This is a genomic window from Oxalicibacterium solurbis (assembly GCF_014635845.1).
Taxonomy (GTDB): domain Bacteria; phylum Pseudomonadota; class Gammaproteobacteria; order Burkholderiales; family Burkholderiaceae_D; genus Oxalicibacterium; species Oxalicibacterium solurbis.
This window is the reverse complement of sequence record NZ_BMDP01000002.1, coordinates 719,034-735,876: the sequence shown is the minus strand read 5'-3', so window position 1 is coordinate 735,876 and position 16,843 is coordinate 719,034. Positions and strand designations below refer to the sequence as shown.

The 16,843-nt window shown below is 59.3% G+C and carries 16 protein-coding genes; 6 read left to right on the top strand and 10 right to left on the bottom strand.

Going from position 1 to position 16,843, the window contains the following annotated elements:
• Nucleotides 1-170 precede the first annotated feature (170 nt).
• The 3 genes from IEV40_RS09105 to IEV40_RS09095 all read left to right on the top strand — a co-directional run bounded on the left by IEV40_RS09105 (nt 171) and on the right by IEV40_RS09095 (nt 3,984).
• Nucleotides 171-1,121, top strand: a complete 951-nt coding sequence (locus tag IEV40_RS09105) for a helix-turn-helix transcriptional regulator (RefSeq protein WP_229724032.1) — start codon at nt 171-173, stop codon at nt 1,119-1,121.
• A 585-nt stretch (nt 1,122-1,706) separates the two neighbouring features.
• Entirely contained in the window at nt 1,707-2,912 is a 1,206-nt protein-coding gene (locus tag IEV40_RS09100; protein ID WP_188420746.1) for an NAD(P)/FAD-dependent oxidoreductase, read from the top strand.
• A gap of 106 nt (nt 2,913-3,018) precedes the next feature.
• Complete coding sequence (locus tag IEV40_RS09095) at nt 3,019-3,984, top strand: MBL fold metallo-hydrolase (protein WP_371870045.1); 966 nt, start codon at nt 3,019-3,021, stop codon at nt 3,982-3,984.
• Between the two features lie 141 nt (nt 3,985-4,125).
• Here IEV40_RS09095 and guaA read toward each other — a convergent pair whose 3' ends face one another.
• From guaA to guaB, 3 genes are read right to left on the bottom strand one after another with little or no spacing between them, the layout of a single operon-like run.
• The gene (gene guaA, locus IEV40_RS09090; RefSeq protein ID WP_188420744.1) at nt 4,126-5,745 is read right to left on the bottom strand and encodes a glutamine-hydrolyzing GMP synthase; all 1,620 of its coding nucleotides are present in this window, start codon (nt 5,743-5,745) and stop codon (nt 4,126-4,128) included.
• 39 nt (nt 5,746-5,784) lie between these two features.
• A complete protein-coding gene (locus tag IEV40_RS09085) occupies nt 5,785-6,798 on the bottom strand; it encodes a GGDEF domain-containing protein (RefSeq protein WP_188420742.1) in 1,014 nt (337 codons plus the stop codon).
• A gap of 35 nt (nt 6,799-6,833) precedes the next feature.
• Nucleotides 6,834-8,294 carry an IMP dehydrogenase gene (gene guaB, locus IEV40_RS09080; protein ID WP_188420740.1) on the bottom strand — a complete coding sequence of 487 codons (1,461 nt, stop codon included), beginning with the start codon at nt 8,292-8,294 and terminating at the stop codon, nt 6,834-6,836.
• Nucleotides 8,295-8,481: 187 nt separating this feature from the next.
• Here guaB and IEV40_RS09075 point away from each other — a divergent pair, with 187 nt between their 5' ends.
• A complete protein-coding gene (locus IEV40_RS09075) occupies nt 8,482-8,997 on the top strand; it encodes a DUF4124 domain-containing protein (RefSeq protein WP_188420738.1) in 516 nt (171 codons plus the stop codon).
• 55 nt (nt 8,998-9,052) lie between these two features.
• Here the strand turns inward: IEV40_RS09075 and IEV40_RS09070 are convergent, their stop codons facing one another.
• Both IEV40_RS09070 and IEV40_RS09065 read right to left on the bottom strand, forming a co-directional pair.
• On the bottom strand, nt 9,053-9,355 hold the full coding sequence (locus IEV40_RS09070) for an RnfH family protein (RefSeq protein ID WP_188420736.1): 303 nt from the start codon (nt 9,353-9,355) through the stop codon (nt 9,053-9,055).
• Nucleotides 9,348-9,779, bottom strand: coding sequence for a type II toxin-antitoxin system RatA family toxin (locus IEV40_RS09065; RefSeq protein ID WP_188420733.1), 432 nt, complete (start codon nt 9,777-9,779; stop codon nt 9,348-9,350). The genes IEV40_RS09070 and IEV40_RS09065 overlap by 8 nt, the downstream gene beginning before the upstream one ends.
• Before the next feature lie 74 nt (nt 9,780-9,853).
• Between IEV40_RS09065 and smpB the strand changes: the two genes are divergently transcribed.
• Nucleotides 9,854-10,303, top strand: coding sequence for an SsrA-binding protein SmpB (gene smpB / locus IEV40_RS09060; protein ID WP_188420731.1), 450 nt, complete (start codon nt 9,854-9,856; stop codon nt 10,301-10,303).
• A 52-nt stretch (nt 10,304-10,355) separates the two neighbouring features.
• On the opposite strand, the gene IEV40_RS09055 is transcribed toward smpB, so the two are convergent.
• The 3 genes from IEV40_RS09055 to ppsA all read right to left on the bottom strand — a co-directional run bounded on the left by IEV40_RS09055 (nt 10,356) and on the right by ppsA (nt 14,368).
• Nucleotides 10,356-11,285, bottom strand: coding sequence for an SPFH domain-containing protein (locus tag IEV40_RS09055; protein ID WP_188420729.1), 930 nt, complete (start codon nt 11,283-11,285; stop codon nt 10,356-10,358).
• Nucleotides 11,286-11,295: 10 nt separating this feature from the next.
• Nucleotides 11,296-11,787, bottom strand: a complete 492-nt coding sequence (locus IEV40_RS09050) for an NfeD family protein (protein WP_188420727.1) — start codon at nt 11,785-11,787, stop codon at nt 11,296-11,298.
• A gap of 136 nt (nt 11,788-11,923) precedes the next feature.
• The gene (ppsA, locus tag IEV40_RS09045) at nt 11,924-14,368 is read right to left on the bottom strand and encodes a phosphoenolpyruvate synthase (RefSeq protein WP_188420725.1); all 2,445 of its coding nucleotides are present in this window, start codon (nt 14,366-14,368) and stop codon (nt 11,924-11,926) included.
• Nucleotides 14,369-14,541: 173 nt separating this feature from the next.
• Between ppsA and ppsR the strand changes: the two genes are divergently transcribed.
• Entirely contained in the window at nt 14,542-15,393 is an 852-nt protein-coding gene (gene ppsR, locus IEV40_RS09040) for a posphoenolpyruvate synthetase regulatory kinase/phosphorylase PpsR (protein WP_188420724.1), read from the top strand.
• Here ppsR and IEV40_RS09035 read toward each other — a convergent pair.
• Nucleotides 15,390-16,193, bottom strand: coding sequence for a TrmH family RNA methyltransferase (locus IEV40_RS09035; RefSeq protein ID WP_188420722.1), 804 nt, complete (start codon nt 16,191-16,193; stop codon nt 15,390-15,392). The two genes, ppsR and IEV40_RS09035, sit on opposite strands and share 4 nt — an antisense overlap.
• A gap of 2 nt (nt 16,194-16,195) precedes the next feature.
• Complete coding sequence (rnhB, locus tag IEV40_RS09030; RefSeq protein ID WP_188420720.1) at nt 16,196-16,843, bottom strand: ribonuclease HII; 648 nt, start codon at nt 16,841-16,843, stop codon at nt 16,196-16,198.

Below are 16,843 nucleotides of genomic sequence, written 5' to 3'. Positions count from 1 at the left end.
AGAAATCCGATCGCGATCACGGCCTCCTGCAACTCTCCAATCGGGTACTGATGCCGCCATTGGTGTCTGCCATGTTCGAGCGTGACGCACAGTCAGGTTTTCGGCAAAGCTCAACCGATTTGCCGCCCCCAAAAACACGTAGTCGAAAGCAATCTGTCCAGGAGCGAGGTATGGTGCCGTCACCGATGTTATTCACCTCGAAAGATGCGTCGGCCACGCCCGAAACATACGAACGCAACTTGTCGATGCAAGATGGACGCCCTGCCGATGCCGAGATGGCACGGGTGCTCGGAACCACGCCGATCCGCATGGTGCTGGACTCCTCCGGTGCCGGCATCGCTCACTGGAAACATGATCCATTGCACGGTGTCGTTGAGCCGATGACGCATCACGTCATCATGTCTTACAACTGCGCGGTGCAACGCATGGAGCGGCGTTCAGGAAAATCTGTCGTGACCGGGACGTTTCGCCCGGGCGTTGTAACGATCATTCCGGAAGGATCGAGCTCTCGATGGGATATTCCGAAACCGGTGGATGTCGTTCAGCTCTATCTTCCTCATGCATCGCTCATGCGCGTCGCCGATGAAGCCGATATCGCTACACAGGTCAATCTGCTGGAACGAACTGCGCAACCCGATCCCGTTACCTCCCGCCTGCTCTTGAGTGCGGCAGATTGCCTGGTGGGCAATGAGGCTTTGGATACGCTTTTCAGGCAGCAGCTGATAGACCTTCTGTCCACGCGTCTTCTGGCGGCGCACACCGGCGTACCGGCAGCCATCCAACCGGTCAAGGGAGGGTTGGCTCCGAAAATACTCCATCGTTCGATCGAACGTTTGCGTTCGGACAGCGATGTGGATGTTTCGCTTACGGCACTCGCTTCAGATGCCGGCCTGTCACGGTTTCACTTCTGCCGCGCCTTCAAGGAAAGCACCGGGCTTTCGCCCCATGCCTGGCTGCGCCAGCACCGGCTCGAACAAGCCACGGATATGCTGCGCAATACCGACGCATCGATCATGTCGATCGCAACGACGCTGGGCTATGCATCCCAGACTGCCTTCGCGGCTGCATTCCGCAAGCTCACCGGCGAAACGCCGAGCGATTGGCGACAACGCATGCGTTAGACTCAGTCGCGCTCCAGCATAGCCGGAACGCGCTTTCAAGCACACCCTGTCCGTCTGCAACGGGTAAATTTTCAGTCTCTCTTGACTGCACGAGTCGCACGAATTCTTCGCCGCTGTCCCGGCCGCCTTCAATACGCCTATTGCACTTTCTTCCCGGCATTCCTGCAAAGAAATAAGCGCCGGATTTTGCCTTCATTGCATCGAAGGTATCAACTCGAAGCGGCATCGATGCCGCACAGCGCTTCTATATTGCCTCCTTCGATTACAACAGCATCCATCCTTGCCTCCCAACAAGGTTTCGCTACTGCTCTCAGGCGAGTAACCGACGAAATACCGGGTAATTGACGGCCGCACGCATATTGACAGCAATCTCTCTACAGCCGGCGCAATCGTTCTGGAGCAGTTGCAGGTGCAGTTCACTAAATTACGACTGTGCACGCGACGACAACTGACGGAGACGAACGGTGTGTTGGCAGAGCGAAATCCGCCAGCCTCTGACCAATCAAGCAGCAAGGTCATCTCTGTCGCAATCGTGTGCACGATTTCAAGAACCGTTCATTCCACCTCATTACAGGAGTAAATCACATGCGACTCGTCATCATAGGAGCCGGCTTTGCAGGCATGTACGCCGCGCTCTCCGCTGCCCGCCTGCGCGATATCCGGGGCGCTTCGCCCGAAGAATTCGAAATCGCGCTGGTATCTCCAGAGCCGACGCTGGTGGTTCGCCCGCGGCTCTATGAACCGAATCCCGAAACGCTCACCGCACCGCTGCTGGATGTACTCGATTCCATCGACGTCGCCTATATTCAGGGCAGCGTCGAAGCGGTCGACACCCAATCCCGCATGGTGCAGATCGCAACCGGGAAAGGTGCGAACAAGTCGCTCGCCTACGACCGGCTGGTGATGGCAACCGGCAGCCGACTGTTCCGCCCCGACATCCCCGGTCTTGCCAAGCACGGCTTCAGCGTCGATTCGCTCGACGATGCAATTGCACTCGACAAGCACCTGCATGGCCTTGCCAAGCGCCCCGCTACGAACGGGCGCAACACCATCGTCGTGGTCGGCGGCGGTTTCACCGGCATCGAAGCGGCAACCGAAATGCCGGGGCGACTGCGCAAGATTCTCGGCGAAGATGCCAAGACCCGCATCGTCATCGTCGATCGCAACGACGTGATCGCGCCCGACATGGGGGCCGATGCCCGCCCTGTCATCGACGAAGCGCTGCGCAAGCTCGGTGTGGAAACGCGTCTCGGTGTCGGCGTTACCTCGCTGGACGAATCCGGTATCACCTTGTCCAGCGGCGAACACATCGAAACCGCAACCGTGATCTGGGCGGCAGGCATGCGTGCTGCGCCTTTGACCGCGCAGATTCCTGCCGAGCGCGACAACTTTGGCCGGCTGTTGGTCGATCGCGACCTGCGCGTGCCTGGCGTACCCGGCGTCTTCGCCACCGGCGATGCCGCCCGCGCCGCCTGCGACGACGAAGGCAATTACGCACTGATGTCGTGCCAGCACGCCACGCGCATGGGTGCCTTTGCCGGCAACAACGCCGCTGCGGAGCTGCTCGGCGTTTCGACCAAGCCCTATCACCAGAAGGCCTACGTTACCTGCCTGGACCTCGGTGAAGCCGGCGCACTGTTCACACGCGGCTGGGAACGTACGGTAGAGATGGTCGGCGAGGTTGCCAAGAAAACGAAACAGGAAATCAACACCATCTGGATCTATCCGCCGAAAGCCGAACGTGCCGCAGCGCTGGCATCGGCCGATCCGGAGCGCGTCACCGATCTGTGAGCAAGCCGCCTGATGCGCTCTCTATGGAAAGCAATTCACTTGAAATCAAGCGCAAGAGTTTCAAAGACAAATCAGATAGTCCGAAACATTCAACAGGAGATAAAAAATGAATCAGATGATCCGCAACATTCACCTGGAAACGAAGAGAAATCCGATCAGCCGCGATACGCATACGGATATGGGACTGGTCAACCCTCCGCAGGAACTGGTCCCGTCGCGTTATGCGCTGAAGCTGGGCGAAATGGATGTGCTGGTGATCAGCGACGGCGTGCTGCCGCTTCCTACCTCGACGATGGCTACCAATGTCGCCCCGGCCGATCTGGCAATCTGGCTGGACGACAATTTCCTGCCGCAGGAAGCGTACGACTGGCCGCTGAACGTGATGGTGGTGCGTAGCGGCGAGCAGACCATCCTCATCGACGCCGGACTGGGTGCGCAGTTCTCGGGCTTCCCGCGCGCCGGACAGTTTCCCCAGCGTCTGCAGGCAGCCGGCATCGCACTTGAATCCGTCACGGACGTGATCATTACGCACATGCACATGGATCACGTCGGCGGCCTGCTCGTCGACGAGGTGAAGAACCGGTTGCGTCCGGACGTACGGATTCACGTATCGGCCACCGAAGTCGCCTTCTGGACAGACCCCGACTTTTCCCATACGACCATGCCGAAACCGGTACCAGGTGTGCTGCGTTCGACCGCCACGAGCTTCCATAACGAATATCGCGATCGGCTGCAAATCTTCGAAGACAAATACGAGGTTGCGCCAGGAGTAGTCGTACGTCTCACCGGCGGTCACACTCCGGGACACAGCGTGGTCGACCTGACGTCTGGCGGTGAACGCTTGACGTTCGCCGGCGACGCCATGTTCCCGGTCGCCTTCGATCATCCTGAATGGCACAACGGTTTCGAACACGATCCCGAGGAATCGGCCCGCGTGCGAATCCGTCTTTTCCAGGAATTGGCCGCGAATGGCGGATTGCTGGTGGCGGCTCATCTGCCGTTCCCATCGGTCGGCCGCGTAGCGCTCGACGACAATGCATTCCGTTGGATACCGATTTTCTGGGACTACTGATTGCTTGTCGGCTTAGAAGCCCTCTTATATCCGTATAGCCGCAACTATCGGAAAAAAACGCCTGTCGGGTTGCCCTGAAAAAACGGGAGGATCGATAACGATCCTCCCGTTTTGTACCGTTACGTTTCCGTGAATCTGTTTTTATTCCCACTCGATCGTCGCCGGCGGCTTGCCCGAGATGTCATAAACGACGCGGTTGATGCCGCGCACTTCGTTAATGATGCGGTTCGATACCTTGCCCAGCAGTTCGTGCGGCAGGTGCGCCCAATGTGCAGTCATGAAATCCTGCGTCTGCACCGCACGTAGCGCCACCACATATTCATAGGTGCGGCCATCACCCATCACGCCGACCGATTTCACCGGCAGGAAAACGGCAAAGGCCTGGCTGGTCGCGTCGTACCAGTTCTTGTGGAAATGGCTGTCGCCACCGCCAGCCGCCAGTTCGGTCGACAACGGGATTTGCGTATTGCGTAGCTCTTCGATGAAGATCGCATCGGCGCGGCGCAGCAGGTCCGCGTATTCCTTTTTCACTTCGCCGAGGATGCGCACGCCCAGGCCCGGGCCGGGGAATGGATGGCGATACACCATGTCATGCGGCAGACCAAGCGCAACGCCGAGTTCGCGGACTTCATCCTTGAACAGTTCACGCAGCGGCTCCAGCAGTTTCAGGTTCAGCGTTTCCGGCAGGCCACCGACGTTGTGGTGGCTCTTGATCGTGTGTGCGCCCTTCTTGCCCTTGCCGGCGCTTTCGATCACGTCCGGGTAGATCGTGCCCTGCGCCAGCCATTTCGCATTCTTCAGCTTACCCGATTCGGCCTGAAACACTTCGACGAATTCGCGGCCGATGATCTTGCGTTTTTCTTCAGGATCCGTCACGCCGGCCAGATGCCCCATGAACTGATCGGTCGCATCGACGTGAATAACCTTCACGCCGAGGTTTTTACCGAACATGTCCATCACCATCTTGCCTTCGTCCAGACGCAGCAGACCGTGATCGACGAACACACAGGTCAGCTGATCGCCGATCGCGCGATGGATCAAGGCTGCAGCCACACTGCTGTCGACACCGCCGGACAAACCGAGAATCACTTCTTCATTGCCGACCTGCGCCCGAATTTTCTCTACTGCTTCGCTGATGTAATCCGGCATGTTCCAGTCGGATTTGCAACCGCAGATCTCGTGCACAAAACGGCCGAGAATCGCCTTGCCTTGCAAGGTATGCGTGACTTCCGGGTGGAACTGGAACGCATAGAAACGCCGCTCTTCATCGGCCATGCCGGCAACCGGGCAATTCGGCGTGGAAGCCATCAGCTTGAATCCCGGCGGCATGTCGTTGACCTTGTCGCCGTGGCTCATCCACACCTTCAGCATGCCGTAGCCTTCCGGCGTCGTGAAGTCGCTGATTTCCTTCAGCAGCGCGGTGTGGCCATGCGCACGCACTTCCGCATAACCGAATTCGCGCACCTTGCCGTTCTCCACCTTGCCGCCCAGCTGCTCGGCCATCGTCTGCATGCCGTAGCAGATGCCCAGCACCGGCACGCCGAGTTCGAACACGGCCTGCGGCGCGCGCGGCGTATCGCCTTCCGTCACCGAACTCGGCCCGCCGGAAAGAATCACGCCGGCCGCGCCATAGTTGCGAACGAAATCGTCGTCGACATCGTACGGATAGACTTCGGAAAAAACGCCGGCTTCGCGCACACGGCGCGCGATCAGTTGCGTGACTTGCGAGCCGAAATCGAGAATCAGAATCTTGGAATGCATGGGAAGGAAACCAGTATTAACAGAATGTTTTCGGAATAATCAAAACTGCATATCGGGCCGCGCCTGCTTCACGCAGTTGCGGCCCGCATCCTTGGCAGCGTATAACGCACGATCGGCATGGCCGATCAATTCGTCGGCGCCTGCCGCCGGAAACAGATCCGACGATGCGACACCCGCACTGACCGTCAGATTGACCAATGCCTCGCCGATCAGCTCCGGTTCGGAAGCGACCGCCGCACGCATGCGTTCGGCAATGGCCTGCGCTTCCTGCTGCGATGCGCCGGGAAGCACCGCCAGAAATTCTTCGCCGCCGTAACGGCCGACCGAATCCTGACGGCGAATGCTGGAGCGCAGGCGGCTCGTCACCTTGACCAGCACCGCATCGCCGGCGGGATGGCCGTAGGTATCGTTGATCTTCTTGAAGAAATCGAGATCGACGACAATGACCGACAGCGGCTGCCCCGCCTTTTCGCAACGCACCGATTCGATGCCGAGGATGCGCATGATCGCGCCGCGATTCCATGTGCCGATCAGCGGATCGATCAGCGATTTGCGGCGCAAGGTCTTGTTCTTCTTCTCCAGATCGAGCTGGATCGCATTGAGCGAACGCACATGCAGTTCGCGTTCGGCGATACCGACCAGATCGGCCATCGCGCGCCGGTCGATCTCGCTGAAGCTGCGCGCCCGGTAATCGACCAGATGCACGGCACCGACGATTGCCTTGCCTGCATCGCGGATCGGGCTGCTCGCATGAAAACGAATGCGTGGTTCGCCGCTGACCATTGGATGCGTCGCCAGCAAGGGATCGGCGGACGCATCCTGCACGACCGTCAGCATCTCGACTTCTGCCAGGCTGCGGCAGAATTCATGCGCAACTGCCTGCCTGCCATCGTGGAAACCGCTGCTCGCATCGGCAAAGGTCACGACGCAATGCGCGACGTTAAACAGCCTTTCGCCGATACGCTGGATGCGCAGCAATTGCGCATCCGACGCCAGCGCATCCGCATCGTCCGTGGCGACAGGAACGGCAACGCTTTTCGGCGTAGTAGTCATGGCTGATCCCGGAGGCTATCCTGTTTCGCCTGCGATCAATCCGCGCGGTAGTTCGGCGCTTCCTTGGTGATCTGCACGTCGTGGACATGTGATTCACGCATGCCGGCCGACGTGATTTCGACGAATTCCGCCTTTTCCTTGAATTCGTCGATCGTCGCGCAACCGCAGTAGCCCATCGATGAACGTACGCCGCCGACCAACTGGTACAGGATGGCGATCGCGCTGCCCTTGTACGGCACACGGCCTTCGATGCCTTCCGGCACGAACTTGTCGACGTTGTTCGCCGCATCCTGGAAGTAGCGGTCGGCAGAACCGTCGGCCATCGCGCCCAGACTACCCATACCGCGATACGATTTGTAGCTGCGGCCCTGGAACAGGATCACTTCGCCCGGCGCTTCTTCCGTGCCGGCGAACATGCTGCCCATCATCACGCTGGAAGCGCCTGCCGCCAGCGCCTTGGAGATATCGCCGGAGAAACGGATGCCGCCATCGGCGATGCACGGCACGCCCGTGCCCTTCAATCCTTCTGCCACATTGGAAATCGCAAACACTTGCGGCACGCCGACACCGGCGACGATACGCGTGGTGCAGATCGATCCCGGGCCGATGCCGACCTTGACGCCGTCCGCGCCATGCTCGACCAGTGCCTTGGCTGCCGCTGCAGTTGCAATATTGCCGCCGATGACGTCGACGTCCGGATAGTTCTGTTTGACCCAGCGCACGCGATCCAGCACACCCTTCGAATGACCGTGCGCGGTATCGACGACGATCACATCGACGCCTGCCTTGACCAGCAGATCGACACGCTCGTCGTTATCCGGACCGACGCCGACCGCCGCGCCGACGCGCAGCTTGCCCTGGTTGTCCTTGCAGGCCATCGGGTGTTCGGTGGATTTCTGAATATCCTTGACGGTAATCAGGCCACGCAGTTCGAAATCCTCGCCAACGACCAGCACGCGCTCCAGGCGATGCTTGTTCATTAGACGTTTAGCTTCAGACAGCTCCGCGCCATCCGGCACGTAAACCAGCTTGTCGCGCGGCGTCATCTTGGCGCTGACCGGCGCATCCAGTTCCTCTTCGAAACGCAAGTCGCGGTTCGTGATGATGCCGACTACTTTCTTGCCTTCGACAACCGGGAAGCCGCTGATGCCATGCTGCTGCGACAGTGCGATGACGTCGCGGATCTTCGTGTTCGGCGGAATCGTGATCGGATCGCGCACGACGCCGGATTCGAAACGTTTGACTTTCGCCACTTCACGCGCCTGCTCACGGGCCGTCAGGTTCTTGTGGATGATGCCGATGCCGCCCTCTTGCGCCATCGTGATTGCCAGTCGCGCTTCGGTCACGGTATCCATCGCCGCGGACAGCAATGGAATGTTCAACGTGATGTTGCGCGTCAGGCGCGTGGCAAGCGATGTGTCTTTGGGGAGAATGTCGGAGTAGGCCGGGACCAGCAGCACATCATCGAACGTGAGTGCTTTTTGTAGTAGACGCATAGTGTTTTTCCTATTGGCGCAAAAGCGAATTATACAGAAATCCGTCCATCGCGTCCCGCCGTTTCGCTACCGTTCGGCAGCCGTTTATGCCCGCCTGGCACATCTCCGGCCTAATTTCCGCCCACCATTGACATCGCTGCCGAAGCATGGCGAAATCGCATCACTTCGCGACTCTTCAAGGATTTCCATGCATCCGAATTCGCTCAAACGGCTCACCCTGGCCCTGCTGCTGTCGGGCAGTTGCACCGCGGCACTGGCCCAGTATGTCTGGCTGGACAACAAAGGCGTCAAGCAATATTCAGACGTGCCGCCGCCGGCTTCGGTGCCGAACAATCGCATCCTGAAATCGCCGGGCGCATTGCCGCAAGCGGCACCGCCGGCCGCCGACAGCGACACAGACGCAGAAACCGCAAAGGAAGAAGGCAGTACGACGAAGGGACCGCCTACCCTCGCTGAAAAAAATGCCGATTTCCAGAAACGGCGTACAGAGCAGGCGGAAAAGGAAAAGCAGGCAGCCGAACAGGCAAAACAAGCTGCGGCAAAGAAGAAAAGTTGTGATCAGGTCGGCAACTACCAGCGCGCATTGCAATCCGGCCAGCGCATCACCCGGCTGTCGCCCACCGGCGAACGAATCTATCTGACCGACGAGGAGCGCGCAAGCGCCGTGCGGGAAAACCGGCAGACGCTATCCGACTGCAAATGACAGGAAACCAGACGACTCAGCCCGGACCGTCCATTACGGCAGGCAGAATGCAGATTCAAGCGCCCTTTGCGCTCTTGTCCGCCCTGCGCCGGCGCGAATCCTTGGGATCGGCAATCAGCGGCCGATAGATTTCGACGCGGTCATGCTGGCGCAGCACGGTATCCAGCGTCTTCAGCTTGCCGTAGATACCGACGCGCCAGACGCTGATATCGATTTCCGGTGCCAGACCGACAATGCCGCTATGCTCGATCGCCTGCTGGATTGTCGTGCCTGTGGCCACATTCAACGGCAACAGGAATTGCCGGTCCGTTCTTGCGTAACAGACCTCGACGGCGATCGTTGCCGGCACATCAGCCATAGACCTGCTCCGCCCGCTTGCTGAACGAATCGACGAAGCTGGTCGCGATCATGTTGAATACCGGGCCGATCACGCCCTCGATCAGCTTGTTGGAAAACTCGTATTGCAGGTCAAAATCGATGCGGCACGCATCCTCGCGCAACGGCTTGAAATTCCATGTGCCATGCAAATGCTTGAACGGTCCTTCGAGCAATTGCATCGTCATTGCATGCGGCGGGTTGTTGGTGTTCTCCGTCGTAAAGCTCTGGCGCACGCCGTGGAAATTGATCTTCAGCGTCGCGATCAGCTTGTTCTCGCTGCGCTCCTTGACATCCACGCCGCCACACCATGGCAGGAACTGTGGATAATCCTCCACCCGATCGACCAGCGCGAACATCTGCTCCGCGCTGTATCCCAGCAAGACTGTTTTATGCACTACCGCCATTGATTAAGACCCGATTATGTCCGTTTGATAGAATCGCGAAGTTGTCATTTTAACCGACCCGTTGCAGAACCCTCATGAGCATTGTTGATAACAGAAAAGCCTTCCATGACTACTTCATCGAGGAACGCTTTGAAGCCGGCATTGTTCTGGAGGGCTGGGAAGTCAAATCGATACGAGCCGGCCATGTGCAGCTGAAGGAAGCCTACGTCATTGCGCGCAACGGTGAAATCTTCCTGTTCGGCGCACACATCAGTCCATTGGCGACGGCTTCCACCCACATCACCCCCGACCCGGTACGCACACGCAAGCTGTTGCTGAAGGCCGAAGAAATCAAGAAACTCAAAGCCAAGGTCGAGCGCGCCGGCTACACGATGGTGCCGCTGAACCTGCATTTCCAGCGCGGCCGCATCAAGTGCGAGATCGGCCTGGCGAAAGGCAAGAAGCAGCACGACAAACGCGATACCGAGAAGAAGCGCGATACGCAACGCGAAATCCAGTCGGCACTGAAACAGAACCGGAGATGAAGAAACGGCGCCCGAAGAGGCGCCGTTTTCATTCATGCCGCTGGCGACAGTCTCATGCCTTGCCGCGTCCTTCCTGCGACTTCACTACCGTCAACGCGCTGGCGATCAGGCCGCTGATGTCGCCCAGATTGGCCGGAACGATCAGCGCATTATTGGTCTTCGCCAGCTTGCCGAATGCTTCGACATATTGTTCCGCCACTTTCAGGTTCACCGCACCCTCGCCACCCGGTTCGCGGATCGCCGAGCCGGTCTTGCGGATTGCTTCGGCTGTCGCTTCGGCGATCGACAGAATGGCCGAAGCCTCGCCCTGCGCACGGTTGATCGCGGCCTGTTTCTCACCTTCCGAGCGGGCAATCGCCGCCTCGCGTTCACCGGTAGCGATATTGATCTGCTCCTGCTTGCGGCCTTCCGACGCGGCAATCAGCGCGCGCTTCTCGCGCTCGGCCGTGATCTGCGATTGCATCGCATGCAGGATTTCCTTTGGCGGCGTCAGATCCTTGATTTCATAGCGCAGTACCTTGACGCCCCAGTTGGTTGCCGACTCGTCGATCGCACCGACGACCGCATGGTTGATCGCCTCGCGCTCCTCGAAAGTCTTGTCGAGCTCCATGCGGCCGATCACCGAACGCAGCGTCGTCTGCGCCAGTTGCGAAATCGCCAGGATGTAGTTGGACGAACCGTAGGAAGCGCGCATCGGATCGGTCACCTGGAAATACAGAATGCCGTCCACTTCCAGCTGCGTGTTGTCCTTCGTGATGCAGATCTGCATCGGCACGTCGAGCGGGATTTCCTTCAGCGAATGCTTGTAGGCGATGCGGTCGATGAACGGCAGCACGATCTTCAGGCCAGGCCCGAGCGTCGCATGATATTTACCCAGCCGCTCGAGGACCCACGCGTGCTGCTGCGGCACCACGTTGACCGTCTTGACGACGAAGACGATGACGACGAACAGCAGGAAAAACAGGATGGATGTATCGAACATGAACTCTCCCTTATTGTGACTGTGACGAATCGGATGCTTCGGACAGCTCGCGCCGGACGACGTCGGTATTGATCAGGAGCAGCCGGTTGCCGCGCACCTCGCGAATCATGAACAGACCCGGCACAGCCGTACCGCCGGGTGCCAATTCGGCATCCCACAGCGCGCCACGGTACATGACACGCGCAACGGCTTGCTCACTACCTTCGGCGATGCGCCATTCTCCGACTTCCAGCGCCTGGCCGATATCGAGATTGATCGCCGGATCGCGCGCGGCATCGACACGCTCGCTGCGGCCGAGCTTGCTGCGACGCAGTGCGGCGGTGGCGACGGCAGCGACAACGGCAGCGATCACGCACTGCGAGGTGCCGTGCAAACCGACGAAAGCAGCGATACCGCCGGCTGCCGCGCCGAAGGCAATCATCAGCAGATAGAAGGTGCCCGTCGCCATTTCCAGGATGACGAGCACGCAGGCTGCCGCAAACCAGATCATCCAGTCTGCCATTCGTTTGCTTCCTTTCGATTACAGGTGTGAATCTTCGCCCCGCACGGAGACGTCCGGAAACCGACTGTTGCAGTTTCCCGCCACAGTCTATTCCAAACGCTCTCGGGAAAGAACCGTTTTCTTGGCCTTGGCCGACCTATCGCTTGCCGGCGAGATTCATCCACGTCTCGACGACCGAATCAGGATTCAGCGACAGCGAGCCGATTCCCTCCTTCATCAGCCACGCGGCGAAATCCGGATGATCGGAGGGACCCTGTCCGCAAATGCCGACGTACTTGCCCTGCTTGCGGCAGGCGGCGATTGCGCGCGAAAACATCGCGGAGACGGCCGGATCGCGCTCGTCGAAATCAGCAGCCAGTATTTCCATACCGGAATCGCGATCCAGCCCCAGCGTCAACTGCGTCAGATCGTTGGAACCGATCGAGAAACCGTCGAAGTAGGCAAGGAATTCCTCGGCCAGAATCGCGTTGGACGGCACTTCGCACATCATCACGATGCGCAGGCCATTCTCCCCGCGCTTCAGCCCGTTCTTCTCCAGCAGCGCGATCACCTTTTCCGCCTGCCCCAACGTGCGCACGAAAGGAACCATGATCTCGACGTTCGTCAGCCCCATCTCTTCGCGCACGCGCTTCAGCGCCATGCACTCCATCGCGAAGGCTTCAGCGAAATCGGGCGCCAGATAGCGCGCCACGCCACGAAAGCCAAGCATCGGATTTTCTTCGTCCGGTTCGTAGCGCGAACCGCCGATCAGCTTCTTGTATTCGTTCGACTTGAAATCCGACAGCCGCACGATCACCGGCTTCGGCCAAAATGCCGCACCGATGGTCGCGATGCCTTCGGTCAGTTTTCCGACATAGAATTCGCGCGGCGACGCATAGCCGCGCATCGCCGATTCGACCGCCTTTTTCAGATCGGCGTCGATATTCGGATAGGCCAGCACCGCCTTCGGATGCACGCCGATATTATTGTTGATGATGAATTCCAGTCGCGCCAGGCCGACGCCGTGATTCGGGATCGACTGGAAATCGAACGCCAGCTGCGGATTGCCGACGTTCATCGTGATCTTCAGCGGCAATTCGGGTAGCTCGCCGCGCGCGATCTCGGTCACTTCGGTTTCCAGTCTGCCTTCGTAGATTTTGCCTTCGTCGCCTTCCGCACACGACACGGTGACGAGCGTGCCGTCGCGCAGCTTTTCCGTCGCATCGCCACAGCCGACGACAGCCGGCACGCCCAGTTCCCGCGCGATGATCGCTGCATGGCAGGTACGCCCGCCGCGATTGGTGACGATGGCCGATGCACGCTTCATCACCGGTTCCCAGTTCGGATCGGTCATGTCGGCCACCAGCACGTCGCCCGGCTGCACGCGTTCCATTTCCGACGGATCGCGAATCACGCGCACCGGGCCCGCGCCAATCTTCTGGCCGATCGCACGACCAACTGCCAGCACCGGGCCATCGGCCTTCATGCGGAAGCGCTGCTGCACGTCGGTCGACGTCTGCTGCGACTTCACCGTTTCCGGACGCGCCTGCAGGATGTACAGCTTGCCGTCCTTGCCATCCTTGCCCCATTCGATATCCATCGGCCGGCCGTAATGCTGTTCGATGATAACGGCGTAGCGCGCCAGTTCGACGATATCCGCATCGGTCAGCGAGAAACGATTGCGCAAGTCCGCCGGCACATCGACAGTGCGCACCGATCGCCCTGCCTTCGCTTCATCGGTGAATTCCATGCGAATCAGTTTGGAACCAATGGCACGCCGAATGATCGCCTGCTTGTTTTGCGCCAGCATTGGTTTATGCACATAGAATTCGTCGGGATTGACGGCGCCCTGCACCACCGTTTCGCCCAGCCCATAGCTGGCCGTAATGAAGACGACATCGCGAAATCCCGATTCGGTATCGAGCGTGAACATGACACCGGCCGCACCGAGATCCGAGCGCACCATGCGCTGCACGCCGACCGACAGCGCGACGTCCGCATGCAGATACCCCTTGTGCACGCGATAGGAAATGGCACGGTCGTTATACAGCGACGCATAGACCTGGCGCATCGCATCGAGCACGTTGTCGATGCCGACCACGTTGAGGAAGGTTTCCTGCTGTCCGGCGAACGAGGCATCCGGCAAATCTTCCGCCGTGGCGGAGGAGCGAACGGCGAATGAGGGATCGCCGGCTGACTTATCGGCCAGTTGCGTCAGTTGTGTATAGGCTTGCGTGATTTCCTGCTGCAAGCGCGGCGGAAAAGGCGTCTGCACGATCCAGCCTCGGATTTCTGCGCCGGCCTGCGCCAGTGCGCGCACGTCGTCGATATCCAGTCCCGCCAGTCGATCGGCAATGCGTTGTGCAAGGCTGCGTTCGCCGGCTTCGGCATGCGCCAGAAAATCGCGATATGCCTGTGCCGTCGTCGCAAAACCGCCCGGCACCCGTACACCGGCTGCCGCCAGCTGGCTGATCATTTCTCCCAGCGAGGCATTCTTGCCGCCGACCGCATCCACATCGGTCATGCGTAAATTCTCGAAAGCAATCACGTAGGCATCTGCCTCCCGTTCCTGCCGGCTTCGCGTGTGCAATGCTTCAGACATGGGCACCTCGTTCGATGAAGAGAAATCAGCATGCCCCTATGCCGGGCACGGGCCGTTTTGTTATTCTTCGACAGCGATGTTGCGAATGATCCGGCAACCATTCTAGCGAATCCTCGTCCGTCGCGAGCGATGGTGAATCGATTTATTAACTTACGCGAGTCTTACATCGAACCATGTCCACGCCAGCCGATCCAGTCATCAAACCGTTGCCGATGCGCACGGCCTTCTTCGTCTCGGACGGCACCGGCATTACCGCCGAAACCTTCGCCCATTCGGTGCTCTCGCAATTCGACATGCCTTTCCGGCAAATACGCCTGCCCTTCATCGATTCGATCGACAAGGCACATCTGGCACTGCGACGGATCAACGAGACATGTGCGATCGACGGCCAGCGTCCCATCGTTTTTTCCACGCTGGTCAAGACAGAACTGTCGGATATCGTGCGCACGTCGCAGGGGCTGTACATGGACCTGATCCAGACCTTCGTCGAACCGCTCGAACAGGAGCTGGGCATGAAATCGATGCACACGATCGGCCGCAGTCACACGCCGGCAGATTCAGCCGAATACCGCGATCGCATCGAAGCCATCAATTTTTCGCTGGCGCATGACGACGGCCAGTCGAACCGCAACCTGTCGCAGGCTGACGTGATCTTGGTCGGCGTGTCGCGCTCCGGCAAGACGCCGACCAGCCTGTTCCTGGCGATGCAGTACGGTATCAAGGCGGCAAACTATCCGCTGACACCGGACGATTTCATCCGCAGGAAGCTGCCACCGGCATTGCTGCCGCACAAGGACAAGATGTTCGGCCTGTCGATCGCGCCGGATCGGCTGGCGGAAATCCGCCACGAACGCCTGCCCGACAGCACGTATGCGTCGATCGAGAATTGTCGTTATGAAATCAGTGAAGCGGAAAAAATGATGCAGCGCGAAGGAGTACGCTGGCTGTCGTCGACGACGAAATCGATCGAGGAAATTGCCGCCACCATCCTGCAGGAAATCAAGACGGAACAGCGTTCCGGCTAAGGCGGATAGTGCGTCATCCGCTGGCGCACCTGCTCGAAAAAGCAGACCGCTGCGCTGGCCGCCACATTCAGCGATTCGATCGCACCAAGATGCGGAATCGTCACCCGATGTGTCGCACATTCAAGCAAGCCATCGGCAACGCCCTGTCCCTCATGACCGAACAGCCATGCGACAGGTTGCGTCAGATCGAGATCGTAAATACGTTGCTGCGCATGCGAACTGGTCGCCACGACCGGAATATCCGTTCTCTCCAGCAGATCGGCCAGATCGACGTGCTCGTAGATCGCCAATAGAAAATGCGCCCCCATGCCGGCGCGCATCACCTTGGGAGACCAGGCGAAAGTCGTTCCCGCGCTGCAGAACACCTGCTCGATGCCGGCTGCCGCCGCACTGCGCACGATGGATCCGAAATTGCCGGGATCCTGCACACGGTCCAGCAGCACGGCGGATCGACTCAAGCATGGCGGTTGTGCCAATTGCGGCGTTTCGATCAGAAAAAGAATGTCGATGCCGTTTTCGACCTGGCTCAATGCATTGAAGAGATGATCCGGCAGCAGGATGGTTTGGGCAGACAGATCGTCACATCGACGCAGGATGGTCGCCACTTCATCATTGCGCATCGCCGTCTCGCCTACGATGCACAGCAACGGTTTGCCGACTTGCAGCAGATAACTTTCGCAAAGATGCACACCATCCAGCAGCGTCCGGCCTTCCTTGCGTCTGGCTTGCGAGCTGGCGGCGAGCAGCTTCAATTCCTTGTAGAGTGAATTGTCGCGTGAAGATATCGGCTTGATCGGCATCGTCAGCCTTCCTTCGCAAGACTGACGGTTACGCCTTCGATCAATGCACGCACCGGCGCATAGGATCGGCGATGCACCGGCGAAATGCCATGCAGACGCAAGCGCTCCAGATGCAGTCCGGTCGGATACCCCTTGTGCTGGTCGAAACCGTAATTCGGATACTGGACATGCAACAGACGCAACGCGTGATCGCGCGCCGTTTTCGCGAGGATGGACGCAGCCGAAATTGCCGGTACCAGATCGTCTCCCTTGACGATCGCCTCGGAGCGGACCGTCATGACCGGGCAACGATTGCCGTCGATCAGCGCCAGCGTCGGCAGCATCGACAATCCCTCGACCGCGCGCCGCATTGCCAGCATCGATGCCTGGAGGATGTTCAGTTCATCGATTTCCTGCTCCGAACATTGCGCGACCGACCATGCCAGTGCATGCGACTTGATCTCCAGCGCCAGCTCGTCGCGTTTGGCTTCGGTCAATTTCTTCGAATCGCGTACACCGACTATCGGCCGCGCCGGATCGAGAATCACCGCCGCAGCGAAGACCGGCCCCGCCAACGGGCCGCGACCGGCCTCATCGACGCCGCAAATAATGTCGTTCGCATAATCGAACAGCGGCAGCGTCGTATCGGTTTTTTTCTTTGCGGGCGGCAT

Bases quoted from the DNA above. Each gene is read 5' to 3' on its own strand.
- guaA (WP_188420744.1), bottom strand. From the start codon at position 5,745: ATGCATTCCAAGATTCTGATTCTCGATTTCGGCTCGCAAGTCACGCAA.
- IEV40_RS09065 (WP_188420733.1), bottom strand. From the start codon at position 9,779: ATGGCGGTAGTGCATAAAACAGTCTTGCTGGGATACAGCGCGGAGCAG.
- smpB (WP_188420731.1), top strand. From the start codon at position 9,854: ATGAGCATTGTTGATAACAGAAAAGCCTTCCATGACTACTTCATCGAG.
- IEV40_RS09085 (WP_188420742.1), bottom strand. From the start codon at position 6,798: ATGACTACTACGCCGAAAAGCGTTGCCGTTCCTGTCGCCACGGACGAT.
- IEV40_RS09055 (WP_188420729.1), bottom strand. From the start codon at position 11,285: ATGTTCGATACATCCATCCTGTTTTTCCTGCTGTTCGTCGTCATCGTC.
- ppsR (WP_188420724.1), top strand. From the start codon at position 14,542: ATGTCCACGCCAGCCGATCCAGTCATCAAACCGTTGCCGATGCGCACG.
- ppsA (WP_188420725.1), bottom strand. From the start codon at position 14,368: ATGTCTGAAGCATTGCACACGCGAAGCCGGCAGGAACGGGAGGCAGAT.
- IEV40_RS09035 (WP_188420722.1), bottom strand. From the start codon at position 16,193: ATGCCGATCAAGCCGATATCTTCACGCGACAATTCACTCTACAAGGAA.
- IEV40_RS09050 (WP_188420727.1), bottom strand. From the start codon at position 11,787: ATGGCAGACTGGATGATCTGGTTTGCGGCAGCCTGCGTGCTCGTCATC.
- IEV40_RS09075 (WP_188420738.1), top strand. From the start codon at position 8,482: ATGCATCCGAATTCGCTCAAACGGCTCACCCTGGCCCTGCTGCTGTCG.
- guaB (WP_188420740.1), bottom strand. From the start codon at position 8,294: ATGCGTCTACTACAAAAAGCACTCACGTTCGATGATGTGCTGCTGGTC.
- rnhB (WP_188420720.1), bottom strand. From the start codon at position 16,843: ATGCCGCCCGCAAAGAAAAAAACCGATACGACGCTGCCGCTGTTCGAT.
- IEV40_RS09100 (WP_188420746.1), top strand. From the start codon at position 1,707: ATGCGACTCGTCATCATAGGAGCCGGCTTTGCAGGCATGTACGCCGCG.
- IEV40_RS09105 (WP_229724032.1), top strand. From the start codon at position 171: ATGGTGCCGTCACCGATGTTATTCACCTCGAAAGATGCGTCGGCCACG.
- IEV40_RS09095 (WP_371870045.1), top strand. From the start codon at position 3,019: ATGAATCAGATGATCCGCAACATTCACCTGGAAACGAAGAGAAATCCG.
- IEV40_RS09070 (WP_188420736.1), bottom strand. From the start codon at position 9,355: ATGGCTGATGTGCCGGCAACGATCGCCGTCGAGGTCTGTTACGCAAGA.